Origin of the sequence: Verticiella sediminum (genome assembly GCF_007558815.1) — a bacterium.
Taxonomy (GTDB): domain Bacteria; phylum Pseudomonadota; class Gammaproteobacteria; order Burkholderiales; family Burkholderiaceae_B; genus Verticiella; species Verticiella sediminum.
On record NZ_VLTJ01000021.1, the window covers coordinates 1 to 13,765 of the forward strand.

Here is a 13,765-nt window from a genome sequence, read left to right on the forward strand (position 1 = left end):
CACGACGCTGGCAATCGCCGACGTGGCGCTGCGCGCCGGCTACGCCGACCAGAGCCACCTGACGCGGGCCACCCGCCGCTACCTGGGCGCCACACCCGGCACGCTGCGCCGCGCCGAGGATGTCGGAATCGTTCAAGACGGCGACGCGGCCATGCGCGAGGATGCGCACACGCACACCGCGTACACGCGCATCCATTCCCTGTAGGAGCCACGCCATGTCCCTCAAACTCTGGAGCGGTATCGTCACCGAGAAACTCGACGAAACCCGCGAATTCTATGTGCGCCATTTCGGCTGCCGGGTGCTGTTCGACAGCGAATGGTTCATCCTGCTCGAGCTGGGCGGCGGCGAACTCGGCCTGCTCAGACCCGGCCTGCCGGAGCAGCATCCCTTGTTCCGCACACCTCTCACGGCGGGCATGTGGGTGGCGATCGACGTGGACGACGTCGACACCATCCACGCCCGCCTGCAGCAGGCCCGGGTCGAGATCGTGCAGGACGTGCGCGACGAGCCCTGGGGCGACCGGCATTTCGTCGTGGTGGACCCCAACGGCATCGGCGTGGACGTGGTCCAGCGCCGCAGCGACGGCTGAACCGGACGACGCCGCCGGCGTCGCCGGGCAGCTCGAGCCGACCGGATCCTGTTACCAATACTCGGCCGCGCCACGGAACCCGCGCGCCCCGCTCCCCGTCTGATTCAGCATGTCGCACCGCCGCATCCTGTTGCTCGTCCTGGCCCTGCTGCTCACGCTCGCGGGCGCGAGCGGCTACATCGCGCTCGACCGATGGCAGCGCGCCACGATTTTCTCCGTCGAGCTGGGCGAACAGCGCTGGTGGCGCGAACCGGTGCCGGGCACCGAGGTGTTCGACCTCGAGCTGGACAACGGCGACCGGGTACGCGCCTGGTACCTCGGCCAGCCCGACCCCGGCGCGCCCGCCGTGCTGTATCTGCATGGGGCGCGCTGGAACCTGAACGGCAGCGTGTTCCGCATGGAGCGCTGGCATGAGATGGGCTTTGCCGTGCTCGCCGTCGACTACCGCGGCTTCGGCGAATCCACGCCGCGCCTGCCCTCGCAGGCCAGCGCGGTGGAGGATGCCCGTGCCGGCTGGGAAGCGCTCAAGCAGCGTCAACCCGACCCCGCGCGGCGTTTCATCTACGGACACAGCCTGGGCGGCGCGGTGGCCGCCCAACTGGCCAGCCGGGCCGGCATGGACGACTTCGCCGGCCTGGTGCTGGACGCCACGTTCACCAACATCCGCGACATGCTGGCCACCACCGACTGGAGCCGCGTTCCCGGCCTGCCGCTCTTGATCACCCAGCCCTTCGATACGCTCACCGCGGTCGGCCGGGTGCAGCGCCCGCTGCTCGTGCTGCACGGCACGGCCGATCGCGTGATCCCCGAGGCCATGGGCACGGCCTTGCACGAGGCCGGCCCGCAGGCGCCGCCGAGCCGCTACGTGCGCATTGCAGGCGCATCGCATTCGGGCGCCAGCCGCAACCCGGCCTACGAAGAAGCCGTCCAGGATTTCGTCCGGCAGGCGAGCGAAGCCTACGCCTCCCAGGACGGGCGGCCCGCGCGGGCCGGGCAGGCGTCCTGAGGCGCCCGGTTGCCGTGGCTTTGCGCCGGCGCCGTCCCGATCACCCGGCCATCCACGTCCGCGAGACCGGCATGGCCGTGCGCAGGAGGTTCACTGTCCGGGCGAGATGCCGCGCAGCGCATCGGCGATCGCCGCCTCGTCGGTCGGCCGCACGAGCCGGCTGACCTCGGCGCCGTCCTTGATGAACACCAGGGTGGGCCATAGCTTCACCTTGAACGAGCGTCCCAGCGGCTTGCCGGAGCCGTCCTCGATCTTCCAGTGGCCGACGTCGTCGTACAAGGCCAATGCGCGCTCGATGAGAGGCTGCGCTTCCTTGCAGAAGCCGCACCAGGGCGCGCCGAACTCCAGCATCAGCGGGCCGCGGTGGGTGTCGACCTCATTGCGCGAAGGCTCCTCCCTCATGTACTGCTTGTTCATGGCCATGGGCTTTCATCCAGGAAAGATGGGGCCCCCTGCCGCTGCAAGCGCCGTGCCGCCGCGCGGCGGCAGGGGGCACGGGCGCCGACGCCGCCGTCATAAGCGACGGGCGGCAGCGATTCACAGCATGTAGAAGGGCCGGCGCGCCGGCTCTGCCTCGAGGTAGTGCTCGTAGAAGGCCTTGACGTGGGGAAAGACCGCCTTGGACAGCTTGCGGCGGGCCTCTTCCCCGGCAGTGCGCGGTCGCGAGAGCTGTTCGGCTATCTCGCCCAGCACCTTGTCCCGGTCGATGTGCTTGAAACGCCCCTGGACATACACATCGTCGCCGCCGATATAGACGGTGTCGACGTGCTTCTGCCGGGCCCGCTGGATCAGGACGTCGAGCATGGGCACGTCCTCGTCCTGGAACGGATAGGTCGCGGCCTCGTAGTCGATGGCCACCGCATCGAAGCACGCGCCGACCTCGAGCCGGCCGATCTCGCCACGGAACGCGGTCGTCTTCGCTCCGTGCTCGGTCGCCATGCGCAGCACCTGCGGGACGGTGGGAACATCGTCATCGTCCATCCCCGGCACGCGGTGCACCCGCAAAGCGAGCCTCATCTCCTGCAGCATGTCGCGGTCATCGTTGATGCCGGCCTCATCCAGCCCCATGCCGATCGTCACGCCGCGCCGCGCGAGCTGGTTGATGGGGGCCATGCCGCTGCGCAAGCGAAAATTGCTGCTGCAGTTGTGGCAGACGCACGTACCGCTGTGCGCCACCAGCTCGACGTCCTCCTCGGTAAGCCAGACGGCGTGGCCCAGGGTCATCCAGGGGCCCAGGACCCCCAGCTCGTGCAGGTGCCCGACCGCGGTCGTGCCGGTGCGCCGGCGGGCATACTCCTTCTGATAGACCGTCTCCAGCAGATGCATGTGCAGCGGCACATTGTCCGCCCTGGCCAGGTCCACCAGCTTCGTCAGGCCGTCGTCGGTGATCCAGTGCAGATTGGCGGGGGCGAGCTGGATGCGGGTGAGCGGATGGCCGGCATTCTCTTCGTTCAATTGCCGGTAGAGCTGGATGTGCTCGTCGAAGCGCATGCTCGACTGCTCTAGGTGCTCGGCGAGGGGGCGGCCGATCTCGGGCGGCAGGCTGGCGCAGAACGTGGCGTCGTCCTCGTAGACCAGCCGATTCTGTTCGCGCACGGCGTAGCAGTAGGAGGCGCGCATGCCGATGCTGCGATAGGCGTTGAGCACCGCGCTCGCGGCGCCGTGGATGTGCTCGTAGGTCCCGCGCATCCAGCCGTGGATGTGCTGCACCGTCGTGACGCCCGAGGCGATCATCTCGAAGGCCGAATACAGCGTGTCGAGATACAGGTCGACATCGCGCGCGGACATGCGCGAGGCGAACCAGAGTTCGAGCGCGTAGTCGGGCGAACCGAGCTGCAGGGGCGTGAGGCCGACGTGATGATGGCTGTTCACGAAACCCGGCAGCAGGGCGTGGCGGGGATGGTGGGTCACCGGCGCTTCGGGGTAGCGCCGGCGCATCTCCTCGAACGGGCCGATGGCGATCACCTTGCCGTTCTCGTGCGCGAGCGCGCCGTCGTTCACGACCTGAGGCGTGTGATGGTCTTGCACACCAGTGACGATCCACTTGGCGCGGACCAGGGAGCAGGACATGGGGTTCTCCTGGGAAAGGGACGTGAGGCGGGGAGCCCGCGCGCTTGCTCGGCACGCAAGGAACCCCGCCGGTTGGAATCAGATGGACGCTTCCATTTCGCGAAAGGCCCTGTCGACCTCGTCGGCGAGCAGATCGCCGAGCCGCAGTTGGAGTTCGATGAACGCCGGATCGCGCGGGTTGCGCGGCCGCGGCATATCGACGGACACGATCTCCTTGACGCGACCCGGACGCGCCGTCCAGACCACGATACGGTCGGCAAGCGCGACCGCCTCTTCGATGGAGTGGGTCACCATGACGACGCCCGCACGACTATCGCGCCAGATCTTGAGCAGGTGATCCTGCATCTTGGCCCGGGTCTGGATGTCCAGCGCGGCGAAGGGCTCGTCCATCATCATCACCTTGGGCCGCATGGACAATGCGCGGGCCAGCGCTGCGCGCTGGCGCATGCCGCCGGACAGTTCTTCCGGACGCTTGTGCACAGCGTCGGCCAGGCCGACCTTGAGCAGCAGCTCACGGGCGATGCGCTCGCGCTTTTCCGGCAGCTCGCCGCGCAGCTTCAGGCCGAAGGCGACGTTCTCGGCGATCGTGAGCCACGGATAGAGGGAAGCCTCCTGGAAGATCATGCCGCGTTCGGTGTCGGGGCCCTCGATCGGCATGCCGTCGAAGAGCAGTTCGCCATCGGTCGGCGTCTCCAGGCCGGCGAGCATGTAGAGCAGGCTGCTCTTGCCGCAGCCCGACGGGCCGAGCAGCACGACGAACTCGCCGGGCGCGACGTCGAAGCTGAGCGCGTCGATGGCGGTGAGCGCCTTCGGCGAGTTCTCGTTCCAGACCTTGCGCACGTTGCGTACGGAAATGAGGGGTTGGTTCATGTTCACTTGCCTCCGACGACGGACGGGCCGACCCACCAGAGAACGCGGCGCTGCACCCACAGCAGCGCGCGGTCGAAGCAGTAGCCGAGCAGGCCGATGATGGTCATGGTGAAGAACACTAGGCTGGAGTTGAAGGTGTTGCGCGCCATCATCACGACCTGTCCCAGCCCGGAACCCACGCCCACGGCCTCGGCGATCAGCACGACCATCCAGGCCGCGAACAGGTTCAGGCGCAGCGTGACGAAGAGGCTGGGCAGGATCGTCGGCAGGATCACGTGGCGGAACACCTGGTGCCTGTCCGCCCCCATGATGCGGGCGACGTGGACATAGGAAGGCGGGACATTGTCGATCTGCGACAGCGTGGACAGCACGATGACGAAGAACACCGAGATGAACACGAGGAAGATGGCCGGCAGATCGCCGATGCCGAAGACGAAGATCGCGACGGGCAGCCAGGCGACTGGCGAGATCGGCGCGAGCAGCGTGATGGTGGGCAGCGTCAGCTTGCCGAAGATGTGGAAGTACCGGATGGCCACGCCGACCGCGACCGCGCCGCAAAAGCCGATGGCCAGGCCGAGCAGCACGCGCATCGAGGTCCAGGCCATCACCGCCAGCACGGGCAGGATGCTGCCGCCCTCGCCCTGTTCCAGGCTGCCCGCGGGCGAGAAGAACTGGAACTGCTCGGACATGTTGGAAAGGAAGATGTGCGGCGGCGGTAGCAGCAGCGGATCGGCCAGGCCGGCGTACCAGCAGAGCTCCCAGATGGCGACCAGCGAGCCGACCGATGCCAGCCACCACAGACTGCGTCGGAAGGCGTCTTGCAGGCGCTTGCGGGTAGCGGACGCAGGGAACGAAGCGCAGGCTTCGCGTAGCGAAAGAGCGGACATGGGTGGGCTCCTGGTCGGTGAATGTAGGAACGGGATGGCGTCCCAGGACTGGACCGGCCCGTACCCTGAGCGTGGGCACGAGCATCCGGGGCGGCCCGGCGCTTTGCCGGGAAGGCTCAGGCCGACTTGAGCTTGACCGAGTCGTACAGCGCCGGATTCTCGGCGATGACCTCTTCGAGCAGCGTCCAGTCGATGGCGTCGCGGGAGGCCAGCTTGCGCACGTACCCGAGTTCGCGCATGGACTGGCCGCGCTCGAGGATGAACTGGGTGTTGTTGCGCTGGTCGACCATCACCGGCTGCTTGCTGGCGGCGAGCTTCGCGGCCTCGAAGGATGTCTTGTAGTAGGAGCCGACCGTCTCGCGCAGCGCTGCGTCGACGTCGTTCTCCACGCTGGCCTGGGCCTGGAACATGGCCTTGATGATGGCCTTGACCGCCTGCGGGTTGCGCTCGAGCAGCGGGGTGCGCACGGCCAGCACGCAATCCGAGTAGAGGTTGTGGTAGAGGTCGCGCCCATCCGACAGCACCGTCGAACCCTTGCGCTCCTCCAGCGCCCGCGTGGCATACGGCTCGATGTGGCACATGGCGTCGACGGCCCCGTTGATGAAGGCCTGCGCGAGTTCCGGCGAGGTGTTGAAGTAGCGCACCTTCACGTCCTTGAAGGACATGTCGGCCTTCCTGAGGTAGTCGTACGGCAGCACTTCCAGGGTGTCGGCCTGGAAAGTACCGAGCGTCTTGCCGCGCAGGTCGGCGGCGCTCTGGATGCCCTCGCGTGCGACGAGGATGCAGCCTTCCACCCCGGCGCCGGCCACGATCTTCACCGGCGCTCCGGCGTCGTACAGCGTCAGGAAGTTCGAGTAGGGCAGGACCGACATATCGACCTGGCCGGCACCGAACAGCGTGGCGATGTCGGCGTTGGTCGGCGTGACCACGAAGCGCAGGTCGACCCCGTCCGGCTGGGCGAGGCCCTGCTTCTCCACCAGGAAGAAAGCGAGGTTGCACAAGCCCGTGCCGTGGGTCGCCTTGATGGTCGTGGCCGCCGAGGCGAGGCCCGGCATCAGGCCGCCCATCATGCCCAGCGGCAGCGCCATCGCCGCGCCCGCAGCCGAGGCGCCCCTCAAGAAACCGCGCCTAGACAGCGTGCCCAAGTCGAAATCAGGATCGCAACGGTTGCACATAAGTCACTCCGATGAAGGCGCCCTCGGGCGCCGGTGATGGCACATGCAGGCAAGTCGGTGCCGAATGGCTGGCAACACCCACCGGACACCGCTCTCCTCGACTCATGCCGACAATGACTCCAGGTACGCCGCCATCTGCAGCACGCGCACGTCTTCGAATCGCGGCGCCACGATCTGCAGCCCGACCGGCAGGCCGCGCACCGTGCCGGCCGGCACCGAGCACGCCGGTACGCCGCAAAGATTGAACAGCGGGGTGTAGACCGCGTGCCCGCGCGGCCCGGCAGGCATGCCGCCGATGACCGTCGGGCCGAGCTGGCGGTATGGCCACGGCAACACCGGAACGCTCGGACACAGCAGGACATCGTGATCCAGGAAGAAGCGCTCCAGATCGCGCGCGATCCGCGCCCGCGCACGCAGAAGGTCAGCGCGCTGCGCCGTGCTGGTGTGGGCGCCGGCTACGATCTGGGCGGCCAGGACCGGGTCGACGTCCTGCTCGGCCCGCGCGAGCGCATCGCCGTAGAGGGCGTGCAGGCCGGCATGCTGCAGGTCGTCGAGAGCGTATTCGCGGACCGACGACCGCCAGGGCGGGTCGGCCTCGGCGACTTCCCAGCCTTGCTCGCGAAGCCGATCGACCTGGCGCTCGACGCCTGCCAGCACGTCGGCGTCGATGGCGAAGTCGCAGCCCAGGCGCGGGCTCCAGGCCAGGCGCAGTGCGCGCGGCGGCGCTACCCGCGTGGCCGCGAGCGCCTGCCAGTCGACCTCCAGCGCGGGCGCGCTCGCATCGCTCGCGTCGAAGTGCGCAAGATGATCGAAGGCCCAGGCACAATCGGCTGCGTTGCGAGCGAGGATGCCCACCACCGAGACGCCATAGTTGGGCTCGCCGAAGCCCCAGGGATGGGGGATGAGGCCCTGCGACGGCTTGAGCCCCACCAGGCCCGTGTGCGCGGCCGGGCGCCGCACCGAACCGCCGGCGTCGGTGCCCAGCGCGAGCAGGCCGAGCCCGCGCGCCAGGGCCGCCGCCGCGCCGCCGGACGAACCGCCGGGCGTCAGCTCGGCATCGGCCGGGTGGCGGGTCGCGCCATAGACGAGATTGTCGGACGTCCCCTTGCAGGCGAACTCGGAACAATTGGTGATACCCAGAATGAGCGCGCCCAAGTCCCGCAGGCGGGCGACCGACCAGGCATCGCGCGGCGCGACGAAGTCCGCGTACAGGCGCGAGCCCTGCGTGATCGTGTAGCCCTCGACCCAGAGATTGTCCTTGATCGTGACCGGCACGCCCGCCATGGGGAGCACCTCGCCTGCCGCCAGCCTGGCCTGCACCCGGTCGGCCTGGGCCAGCACATCCGCCGGGTCGAACTGCACGATCGCATTGAGCCCGGGGTTGACGGCCTGTACGCGCCCGATGAAATGGCTCGCGACCTCGCGGGCGCCGAGCTCGCCGCGCGCCACGGCCGCCGCGCATTCGCGCGCGCTCCCGTCGTGCAGCCCCAGGCCGCGCCGGACCCGCGTCATGGCTGGCCTGCGAAGAGGCGGGTGAGCGCAGGGGACACCCCGTGCACGCGCCGGCCTCCGGTCGGGGACAGGCTGCCGGCACGCGCCTTGGGCAGACGCAGCGTGGCCCGCGCTTCGGCCAGGAGCACAGCGCAGGCCACGCCGTCGAGCAGCGGCACCGGGACGTCGGCCTGCAGCGCGGGCTGCAAGCCGGCCAGGACCGCCCCGGCCAGCAGCACGGCTTGCGCGTCGTGCTGTTCGACCAGGCGGTTGCAGGCGGCGACGATCTCGCCGTGCACGCCCTGCGGATCGTCGAAGATCCGCTCGGCCGGCACCGGCAGCGTGGCGACCCCGGCGAGGCGGCTCGCCATGCCGTGCCGCTCGGCGAGATCCCGATAGAACGCCTGCATGCGGTGCTCGAACGTGACGATGCCCAGGCGCGTGCCCACGGTACATCCCATGAGCAGGCCCGCCTCCGTCATGCCGATCACGGGAATGTCGAGCAGTTCGCGGCACGCCCACAAGCCGGTGTCCAGCGAGACGGCGAGCACGACGGCATCGCAGCCGGCGGCGTGGTCCGCGACCAGTTGCAGCACGCTGTGCTGCGCCAGGGCCTCTTCGGCGCGCGAGCCGATCACGGCGGGACCGAATCCGCCGGTCACGCCGACGAGTTCGGTGTGCGCTGCGGCCACCGCGGCGGCTGCCCGCATGACCGTCCCGGTGACCGCGGCCGTGGTATTCGGATTGACGAGTAGCAGTCGCATGGCGGCGCTCAGGCGGCGCTGGGGTTCAGCGCATCCAGGCGGGCTGGAAAGGTATCGGGCGGCACGGCGAGCTGCAGACTGCGCCGATAGACAGCCTCCATGGCGGCGATCACCGGCGCGGCGTTCGCTTCGGCGGCGGTGTACTGCTCGCGCAGGCCGTTGAACGTCTCGGCGATTTCCGCGAGCAGCGCCGCTTCGTCGATGCGCGTGAGGCGGCCGGCTCGCATCGTGACCTCGCCGTCGACCATCGAGAAATCGATGCCGGCGCCGCGCTCGGCATAGGCGAGCTGGCGCAACGGGTCGTTGAGCGGTGTGAAAGTGACGGAATCCAGCCGATAGCCGACCAGGTCGGCCCGAGCGCCGGGCGTCAGGACACCGAGGCCGTCGCCGAAGCCCAGGGCGCGCGCGCCGCCCACGGTGCCCGCCTGCCATGCTTCGCGCGCCGAGATCCAACGCTCGCCATCCGCACCGCGCAGCTTGGCCAGGCCGGCCGCCGCGCCGACGACCTGCAGCATGTTGGTGGTGACGGTGGAGCAGCCGCCGTCGGACCCCAGGCTGACGTTCACGCCGGCCTCGAGCAGCTCGCGCACCGGCTGCACGCCGGAGCCGAGCAGAAGATTGCTCCACGGATTGTGCTGCGCCGTGGCGCCGTGCTCGGCCATCAGCGCCATCTCCCGCGGGTTCAGCCAGACCGCGTGCACCAGGCTGGTGGCGGGTTTCAGAAAGCCGATGCGGGCCAGGTACTCGACGATGGGCGTGCCATAGAACTGCAGGCCCGTGATGACCTGCAGGCGCGTCTCCTGGACGTGCGTGATCACCGGCAATGCATACTCGTCGGCGAGCGCGCGCACATCCAGCAGAAAGCGCTGCGTGCAGCGCTGCGGCGCCGATGCGGAGACCAGCACGCCCACGCGTCGCTCGTGGGGATGCCGCGCCCCCGCCAGCTCGCGCATCAGCCGCGTGAAATCCTCCGCGGATGGGCGCGGCGCCTGGCGCAGGTCGGCGAGCAGCTCGGCCGGCAGCAGCTCGTCCACGAACGGAAAATTATCGACCATGGGCTTGTCCATCATGGCAAAGCCCAACAGCGCCCGCACCCCGCAATCGTCGTATGCCTGCAGGACACTGTCGACGACGTCCCGATCCACGCCGGCGCCGAGCGCCAGATCGTCGACCAGCGTCGTGCATCCCGTACGCAAGGCCTCGACGGCGCCGATCATGGTGCGCAGATACGCCTGGCGCGGCGTGAGCTTGACCGGCGAGCGCCCCCGCACCATGTGCTGCCAGAGTTCCAGCGGCAGGTTCTCCGTGCGGCCGCGCTGGAAGTGCTCGTGCGAGTGCTGGTGCCCGTTGATGAGACCGGGAGCGAGCAGGCGGTGTTCGAGCGGGATCAGGGCATCGTAGTGGTCGGCGCCGACGGTACCGGCCGGCTCGATGGCCTGGATCCGGCCGTCCCGGACCAGAACGTCGCGTGGCTGTCCATCGAAAGCCATGTCGGAGCCTTCGAGAAGGTTGGCGCCACGAAGAAGCGTGCGTTGCATGATGAGGTCTTGAGTACGGATGGGCTCACCACCTTCATACAAGATCCATGCCAACAATATGCACGGGTATTGTCGGGCTTTTTTATGTCCTTGTATACAAACTAAATGGACATCGTCTACTGAACCGGCACACAAAAATTGCATGCGCTCCACGCCAGGGAGTGCGTGCACCACGCCGGATCCGCCGCGCGAATGCGCCCGGGGTCGGGGCTCGTGGCGTATCCCGGCCCCGTCCCGGACAGCCAGCGCAAAAGCATGCAGGCGCGCTGGCTACCGCCCAGCGCGCCTGCATGCAAGCTTTTCCGAGTTAGAGATTCCGCGGCGCTCAGGGCCGCCGCCGCTCAGGGCCGTTCAGGGTCGCAGCTCGCGCACCGAGCCCACCCGGCCCTCGTTGTCGACGTCCTCCAGCCGCACCTTGAAGCCCCAGAGCCGTACCAAATGCTTCATGACCGCGTCCGTATCCTCGCCGGCCAGCGGGCGTCCGCGCGAGCGGTTGTGGCGCAGCACCAGCGAACGGTCGGATTCGCGGTGATAGCGCCAGACCTGGATGTCCGGCACCACGGCGTCGCGGTTGTGCTGCTCGGCCAGTAGCTGGCGCACGCGGCGATAGCCGTCGTCGTCGTGGATGGCGTCGATCTCGAGCTTGGGCCTGGCCTGGTGGTCGGCCACCGCAAAGAAGCGGAATTCACGGATCAGCCGCGGCGACAGGAACTGCGCGATGAAGGACTCGTCCTTGAAATTGCGCATCGCGAAATCCAGCGTCTTGAGCCAGTCGGAACCCGCGATGTCCGGGAACCAGCGGCGGTCTTCCTCGGTCGGGTGCTCGCAGATGCGGCGGATGTCCTGCATCATGGCAAAGCCCAAGGCATAGGGATTCATGCCCCGGTAGGCCGGATGGTCGAAGCTCGGCTGCGCCACCACGCTGGTGTGGCTCTGCAGGAACTCCATCATGAAACCGTCCTCCACCAGCCCCTTCTCGTACAGACGGTTGAGGATGGTGTAGTGCCAGAACGTGGCCCAGCCCTCGTTCATGACCTTGGTCTGCATCTGCGGATAGAAGTATTGCGAGAGCTTGCGCACGACGCGCACGAGCTCCTTCTGCCAGGGCGCGAGCGTCGGCGAATGCTTCTCGATGAAATACAGCAGGTTCTCTTCGGGCTCGGGCGGGAACACCGGCGCGGACTTGGCCGCCGCCTCGGCGGGCTCGGGCGAGAGCGTGGGCACCGTGCGCCAGAGATCGTTGTACTGCTGGCGCGCGAACTCCTCGCGAGCTTCCTGACGCGCCACCTCCTCGCGCAGGGAGGGCCGGCGCGGCCGCGTATAGCGATCCACGCCGTGCGACATCAGCGCATGGCAGGAATCGATGATGGCCTCGACCTCGCTGATGCCATAGCGCTCTTCGCACGCCATGACGTAGCGCCGAGCGAACACCAGGTAATCGAGGATGCCGTCGGCGTCGGTCCACTGCCGGAACAGATAGTTGCCCTTGAAGAAGGAATTGTGGCCATAGCAGGCGTGCGCGATCACCAGCGCCTGCATAGCCATCGTGTTCTCCTCCATCAGGTACGAGATGCACGGATTGGAGTTGATGACGATCTCGTAGGCCAGCCCCTGGGCGCCCTTGCGGTAGAACTGCTCGTTGCGGATGAACTCCTTGCCGTAAGACCAGTGCGGATAGCCGATGGGCAGGCCCGCCGAGGCGTAGGCGTCGAGCATCTGCTCCGAGGTGATGATCTCGATCTGGTTCGGGTAGGTGTCCAGCTTGAACTCGGCCGCGACTTCGGAGATCGCCTCGTCATAGCGCATGACGAGATCGAACGTCCATTCCGAGCCGGTGGAAATGGGTTGGCGGGCCCCGCTGGGGGCCAGCGCGACAGTGCGGTAGTCGATCACAGTCATTGGTGTACCTCCTGTCGCTGACGCGACATCATCCCTGCGGGAGGAGCAGCGCGCCCTGCGGGCGTACTGTTCTCATGCCGTTTCCTTTTTGAAGAGGTCGCGAAAGACCGGATAGATTTCTCCCCGATCCCGGACCCGCCGCATGGCGAAGTGCTCGGCATTCTCCCGCTCGTACTCGACCCAGAGGCTGCTGCGCCGCGTTTCGTCCGGGTCCACCACTTCGATGTAGGCGAAATAGCGCGTCAGCGGCAGCAGCTTCTCCGACAGATAGCGCGCGCTGCGGCCCGCGTCCGCACCGAAGGCGTCGCCGTCGGTGGCCTGGGCCGCGTAGATGTTCCAGCTACTGGCGGGGTAGCGCTCCGCCACGATCTCGTGCATCAGTTCCAGCGCCGACAGCACCACCGTACCGCCGCTCTTGGGATCGTGAAAGAAGGTGTCCTCGTCGACTTCCTCGGCATTCTCCGTGTGGCGGATGAACACCAGGTCGACCTGCTCGTAGTTGCGCGTCAGGAACAGGTAAAGCAAGGTGAAGAAACGCTTGGCCAGATCCTTCTTGCTCTCGTCCATCGAGCCCGAAACGTCCATCAGGCAGAACATCACGGCGCGCGCGAGCGGCTTGGGCTCGGTGACGCGATGCCGGTAGCGCAGATCCAGGTCGTCCAGGAACGGAATTCGCGCGAGCCGCGCGCGCGCGGCGTCGACCTCGGCTTGCAGGGTCGCCAGCAGCGCGGCGCTCGCGCCCTCGCGCTCGGCCCCGGCGAGCTTTTCCTCGGCTTCGATGAGTTCGGCGCGCGCGCCGCCGCCCAGCGCGATGCGGCGCGACAACGCGGTCTGCAACGTGCGGCGCACGCTCAGCATGCTCGGCGCGCCCGACGTGGTGTAGCCCGCACGCCGCAAGGACGTGGTCTCGGCCTCGCCCAACTGGTTGCGCACGAGGTTCGGCAGCGCCAGGTCGTCGAAGAAAATCTCCATGAACTCGGCGCGCGACAGCGTGAAGGTGAACTGGTCGACCGAGTCGCCGCCCCCCTGCCCGCTCGAGCCCCCGCCCCCGCCACCGCCGCGTGGCCGGTCGATCTGGTCGCCCCGGGCGAACTCCTTGTTGCCCGGATGCACGATCTCCCGGTCACCGCCCGTACCGTGCCGGAAGGTGGGCTCGGAAATGTCCCGGGTCGGCAGATTGACGTCCCCGGCTTGATCCATGTCCTTGATCGAACGTTCGTCGACCATCCCGCGCACCGCTTTGCGGATCTGCTCCTTGTAGCGCCTGATGAAGCGCGCGCGGTTCACGGCGCTCTTGTTACGCCCGTTCAGACGACGATCGATAAGCGAATTCATGTGCTGCTTCTCTCAAGAAAACGCCGGATCGCCCCATGGCCTTTCCCCTCGCGGGGAGTGTGGACCGGCCAGGCCGGCCCAGGGACGAATACCGGAACCCCGCCGCGTCGGTCCGGAGCCGATGGCCCCCGCGACACTTC

The 13,765-nt window shown here is 68.0% G+C and carries 13 protein-coding genes; 3 read left to right on the top strand and 10 right to left on the bottom strand.

The window, feature by feature from the left end; genetic code table 11:
* The 3 genes from FOZ76_RS10620 to FOZ76_RS10630 all read left to right on the top strand — a co-directional run.
* The coding region (locus FOZ76_RS10620; RefSeq protein ID WP_143948225.1) for a helix-turn-helix domain-containing protein at positions 1–205 on the top strand (205 nt) is incomplete at its 5' end.
* A gap of 10 nt (positions 206–215) precedes the next feature.
* Positions 216–590: a VOC family protein gene (locus FOZ76_RS10625; protein ID WP_143948227.1), complete on the top strand. Its 375-nt coding sequence runs from the start codon at positions 216–218 to the stop codon at positions 588–590.
* Positions 591–699: 109 nt separating this feature from the next.
* Positions 700–1,596, top strand: coding sequence for an alpha/beta hydrolase (locus tag FOZ76_RS10630; protein WP_143948229.1), 897 nt, complete (start codon positions 700–702; stop codon positions 1,594–1,596).
* 90 nt (positions 1,597–1,686) lie between these two features.
* Here FOZ76_RS10630 and FOZ76_RS10635 read toward each other — a convergent pair whose 3' ends face one another.
* From FOZ76_RS10635 to FOZ76_RS10680, 10 genes are all read right to left on the bottom strand, one after another.
* Complete coding sequence (locus FOZ76_RS10635; RefSeq protein ID WP_143948230.1) at positions 1,687–2,019, bottom strand: thioredoxin family protein; 333 nt, start codon at positions 2,017–2,019, stop codon at positions 1,687–1,689.
* Positions 2,020–2,133: 114 nt separating this feature from the next.
* A complete protein-coding gene (locus FOZ76_RS10640) occupies positions 2,134–3,666 on the bottom strand; it encodes an amidohydrolase family protein (RefSeq protein WP_143948232.1) in 1,533 nt (510 codons plus the stop codon).
* Between the two features lie 78 nt (positions 3,667–3,744).
* Positions 3,745–4,536: an ABC transporter ATP-binding protein gene (locus FOZ76_RS10645; RefSeq protein ID WP_143948234.1), complete on the bottom strand. Its 792-nt coding sequence runs from the start codon at positions 4,534–4,536 to the stop codon at positions 3,745–3,747.
* Positions 4,537–4,538: 2 nt separating this feature from the next.
* Complete coding sequence (locus FOZ76_RS10650) at positions 4,539–5,423, bottom strand: ABC transporter permease (protein ID WP_143948236.1); 885 nt, start codon at positions 5,421–5,423, stop codon at positions 4,539–4,541.
* A gap of 116 nt (positions 5,424–5,539) precedes the next feature.
* Positions 5,540–6,598, bottom strand: a complete 1,059-nt coding sequence (locus FOZ76_RS10655; protein WP_143948238.1) for an ABC transporter substrate-binding protein — start codon at positions 6,596–6,598, stop codon at positions 5,540–5,542.
* 102 nt (positions 6,599–6,700) lie between these two features.
* On the bottom strand, positions 6,701–8,110 hold the full coding sequence (locus tag FOZ76_RS10660; RefSeq protein WP_143948240.1) for an amidase: 1,410 nt from the start codon (positions 8,108–8,110) through the stop codon (positions 6,701–6,703).
* Positions 8,107–8,853: an aspartate/glutamate racemase family protein gene (locus FOZ76_RS10665; RefSeq protein ID WP_143948242.1), complete on the bottom strand. Its 747-nt coding sequence runs from the start codon at positions 8,851–8,853 to the stop codon at positions 8,107–8,109. The genes FOZ76_RS10660 and FOZ76_RS10665 overlap by 4 nt, the downstream gene beginning before the upstream one ends.
* Positions 8,854–8,861: 8 nt before the next feature.
* Complete coding sequence (locus FOZ76_RS10670) at positions 8,862–10,391, bottom strand: amidohydrolase family protein (protein ID WP_143948244.1); 1,530 nt, start codon at positions 10,389–10,391, stop codon at positions 8,862–8,864.
* A gap of 351 nt (positions 10,392–10,742) precedes the next feature.
* Positions 10,743–12,290, bottom strand: a complete 1,548-nt coding sequence (locus FOZ76_RS10675; protein WP_143948245.1) for a SpoVR family protein — start codon at positions 12,288–12,290, stop codon at positions 10,743–10,745.
* 72 nt (positions 12,291–12,362) lie between these two features.
* Positions 12,363–13,625 carry a YeaH/YhbH family protein gene (locus FOZ76_RS10680; protein WP_143948247.1) on the bottom strand — a complete coding sequence of 421 codons (1,263 nt, stop codon included), beginning with the start codon at positions 13,623–13,625 and terminating at the stop codon, positions 12,363–12,365.
* Positions 13,626–13,765 lie beyond the last annotated feature (140 nt).

Excerpts from the sequence above, each read along its gene's own strand:
- FOZ76_RS10625 (WP_143948227.1), top strand. The coding sequence starts at position 216 with ATGTCCCTCAAACTCTGGAGCGGTATCGTCACCGAGAAACTCGACGAA.
- FOZ76_RS10630 (WP_143948229.1), top strand. The coding sequence starts at position 700 with ATGTCGCACCGCCGCATCCTGTTGCTCGTCCTGGCCCTGCTGCTCACG.
- FOZ76_RS10635 (WP_143948230.1), bottom strand. The coding sequence starts at position 2,019 with ATGGCCATGAACAAGCAGTACATGAGGGAGGAGCCTTCGCGCAATGAG.
- FOZ76_RS10640 (WP_143948232.1), bottom strand. The coding sequence starts at position 3,666 with ATGTCCTGCTCCCTGGTCCGCGCCAAGTGGATCGTCACTGGTGTGCAA.
- FOZ76_RS10645 (WP_143948234.1), bottom strand. The coding sequence starts at position 4,536 with ATGAACCAACCCCTCATTTCCGTACGCAACGTGCGCAAGGTCTGGAAC.
- FOZ76_RS10650 (WP_143948236.1), bottom strand. The coding sequence starts at position 5,423 with ATGTCCGCTCTTTCGCTACGCGAAGCCTGCGCTTCGTTCCCTGCGTCC.
- FOZ76_RS10655 (WP_143948238.1), bottom strand. The coding sequence starts at position 6,598 with ATGTGCAACCGTTGCGATCCTGATTTCGACTTGGGCACGCTGTCTAGG.
- FOZ76_RS10660 (WP_143948240.1), bottom strand. The coding sequence starts at position 8,110 with ATGACGCGGGTCCGGCGCGGCCTGGGGCTGCACGACGGGAGCGCGCGC.
- FOZ76_RS10665 (WP_143948242.1), bottom strand. The coding sequence starts at position 8,853 with ATGCGACTGCTACTCGTCAATCCGAATACCACGGCCGCGGTCACCGGG.
- FOZ76_RS10670 (WP_143948244.1), bottom strand. The coding sequence starts at position 10,391 with ATGCAACGCACGCTTCTTCGTGGCGCCAACCTTCTCGAAGGCTCCGAC.
- FOZ76_RS10675 (WP_143948245.1), bottom strand. The coding sequence starts at position 12,290 with ATGACTGTGATCGACTACCGCACTGTCGCGCTGGCCCCCAGCGGGGCC.
- FOZ76_RS10680 (WP_143948247.1), bottom strand. The coding sequence starts at position 13,625 with ATGAATTCGCTTATCGATCGTCGTCTGAACGGGCGTAACAAGAGCGCC.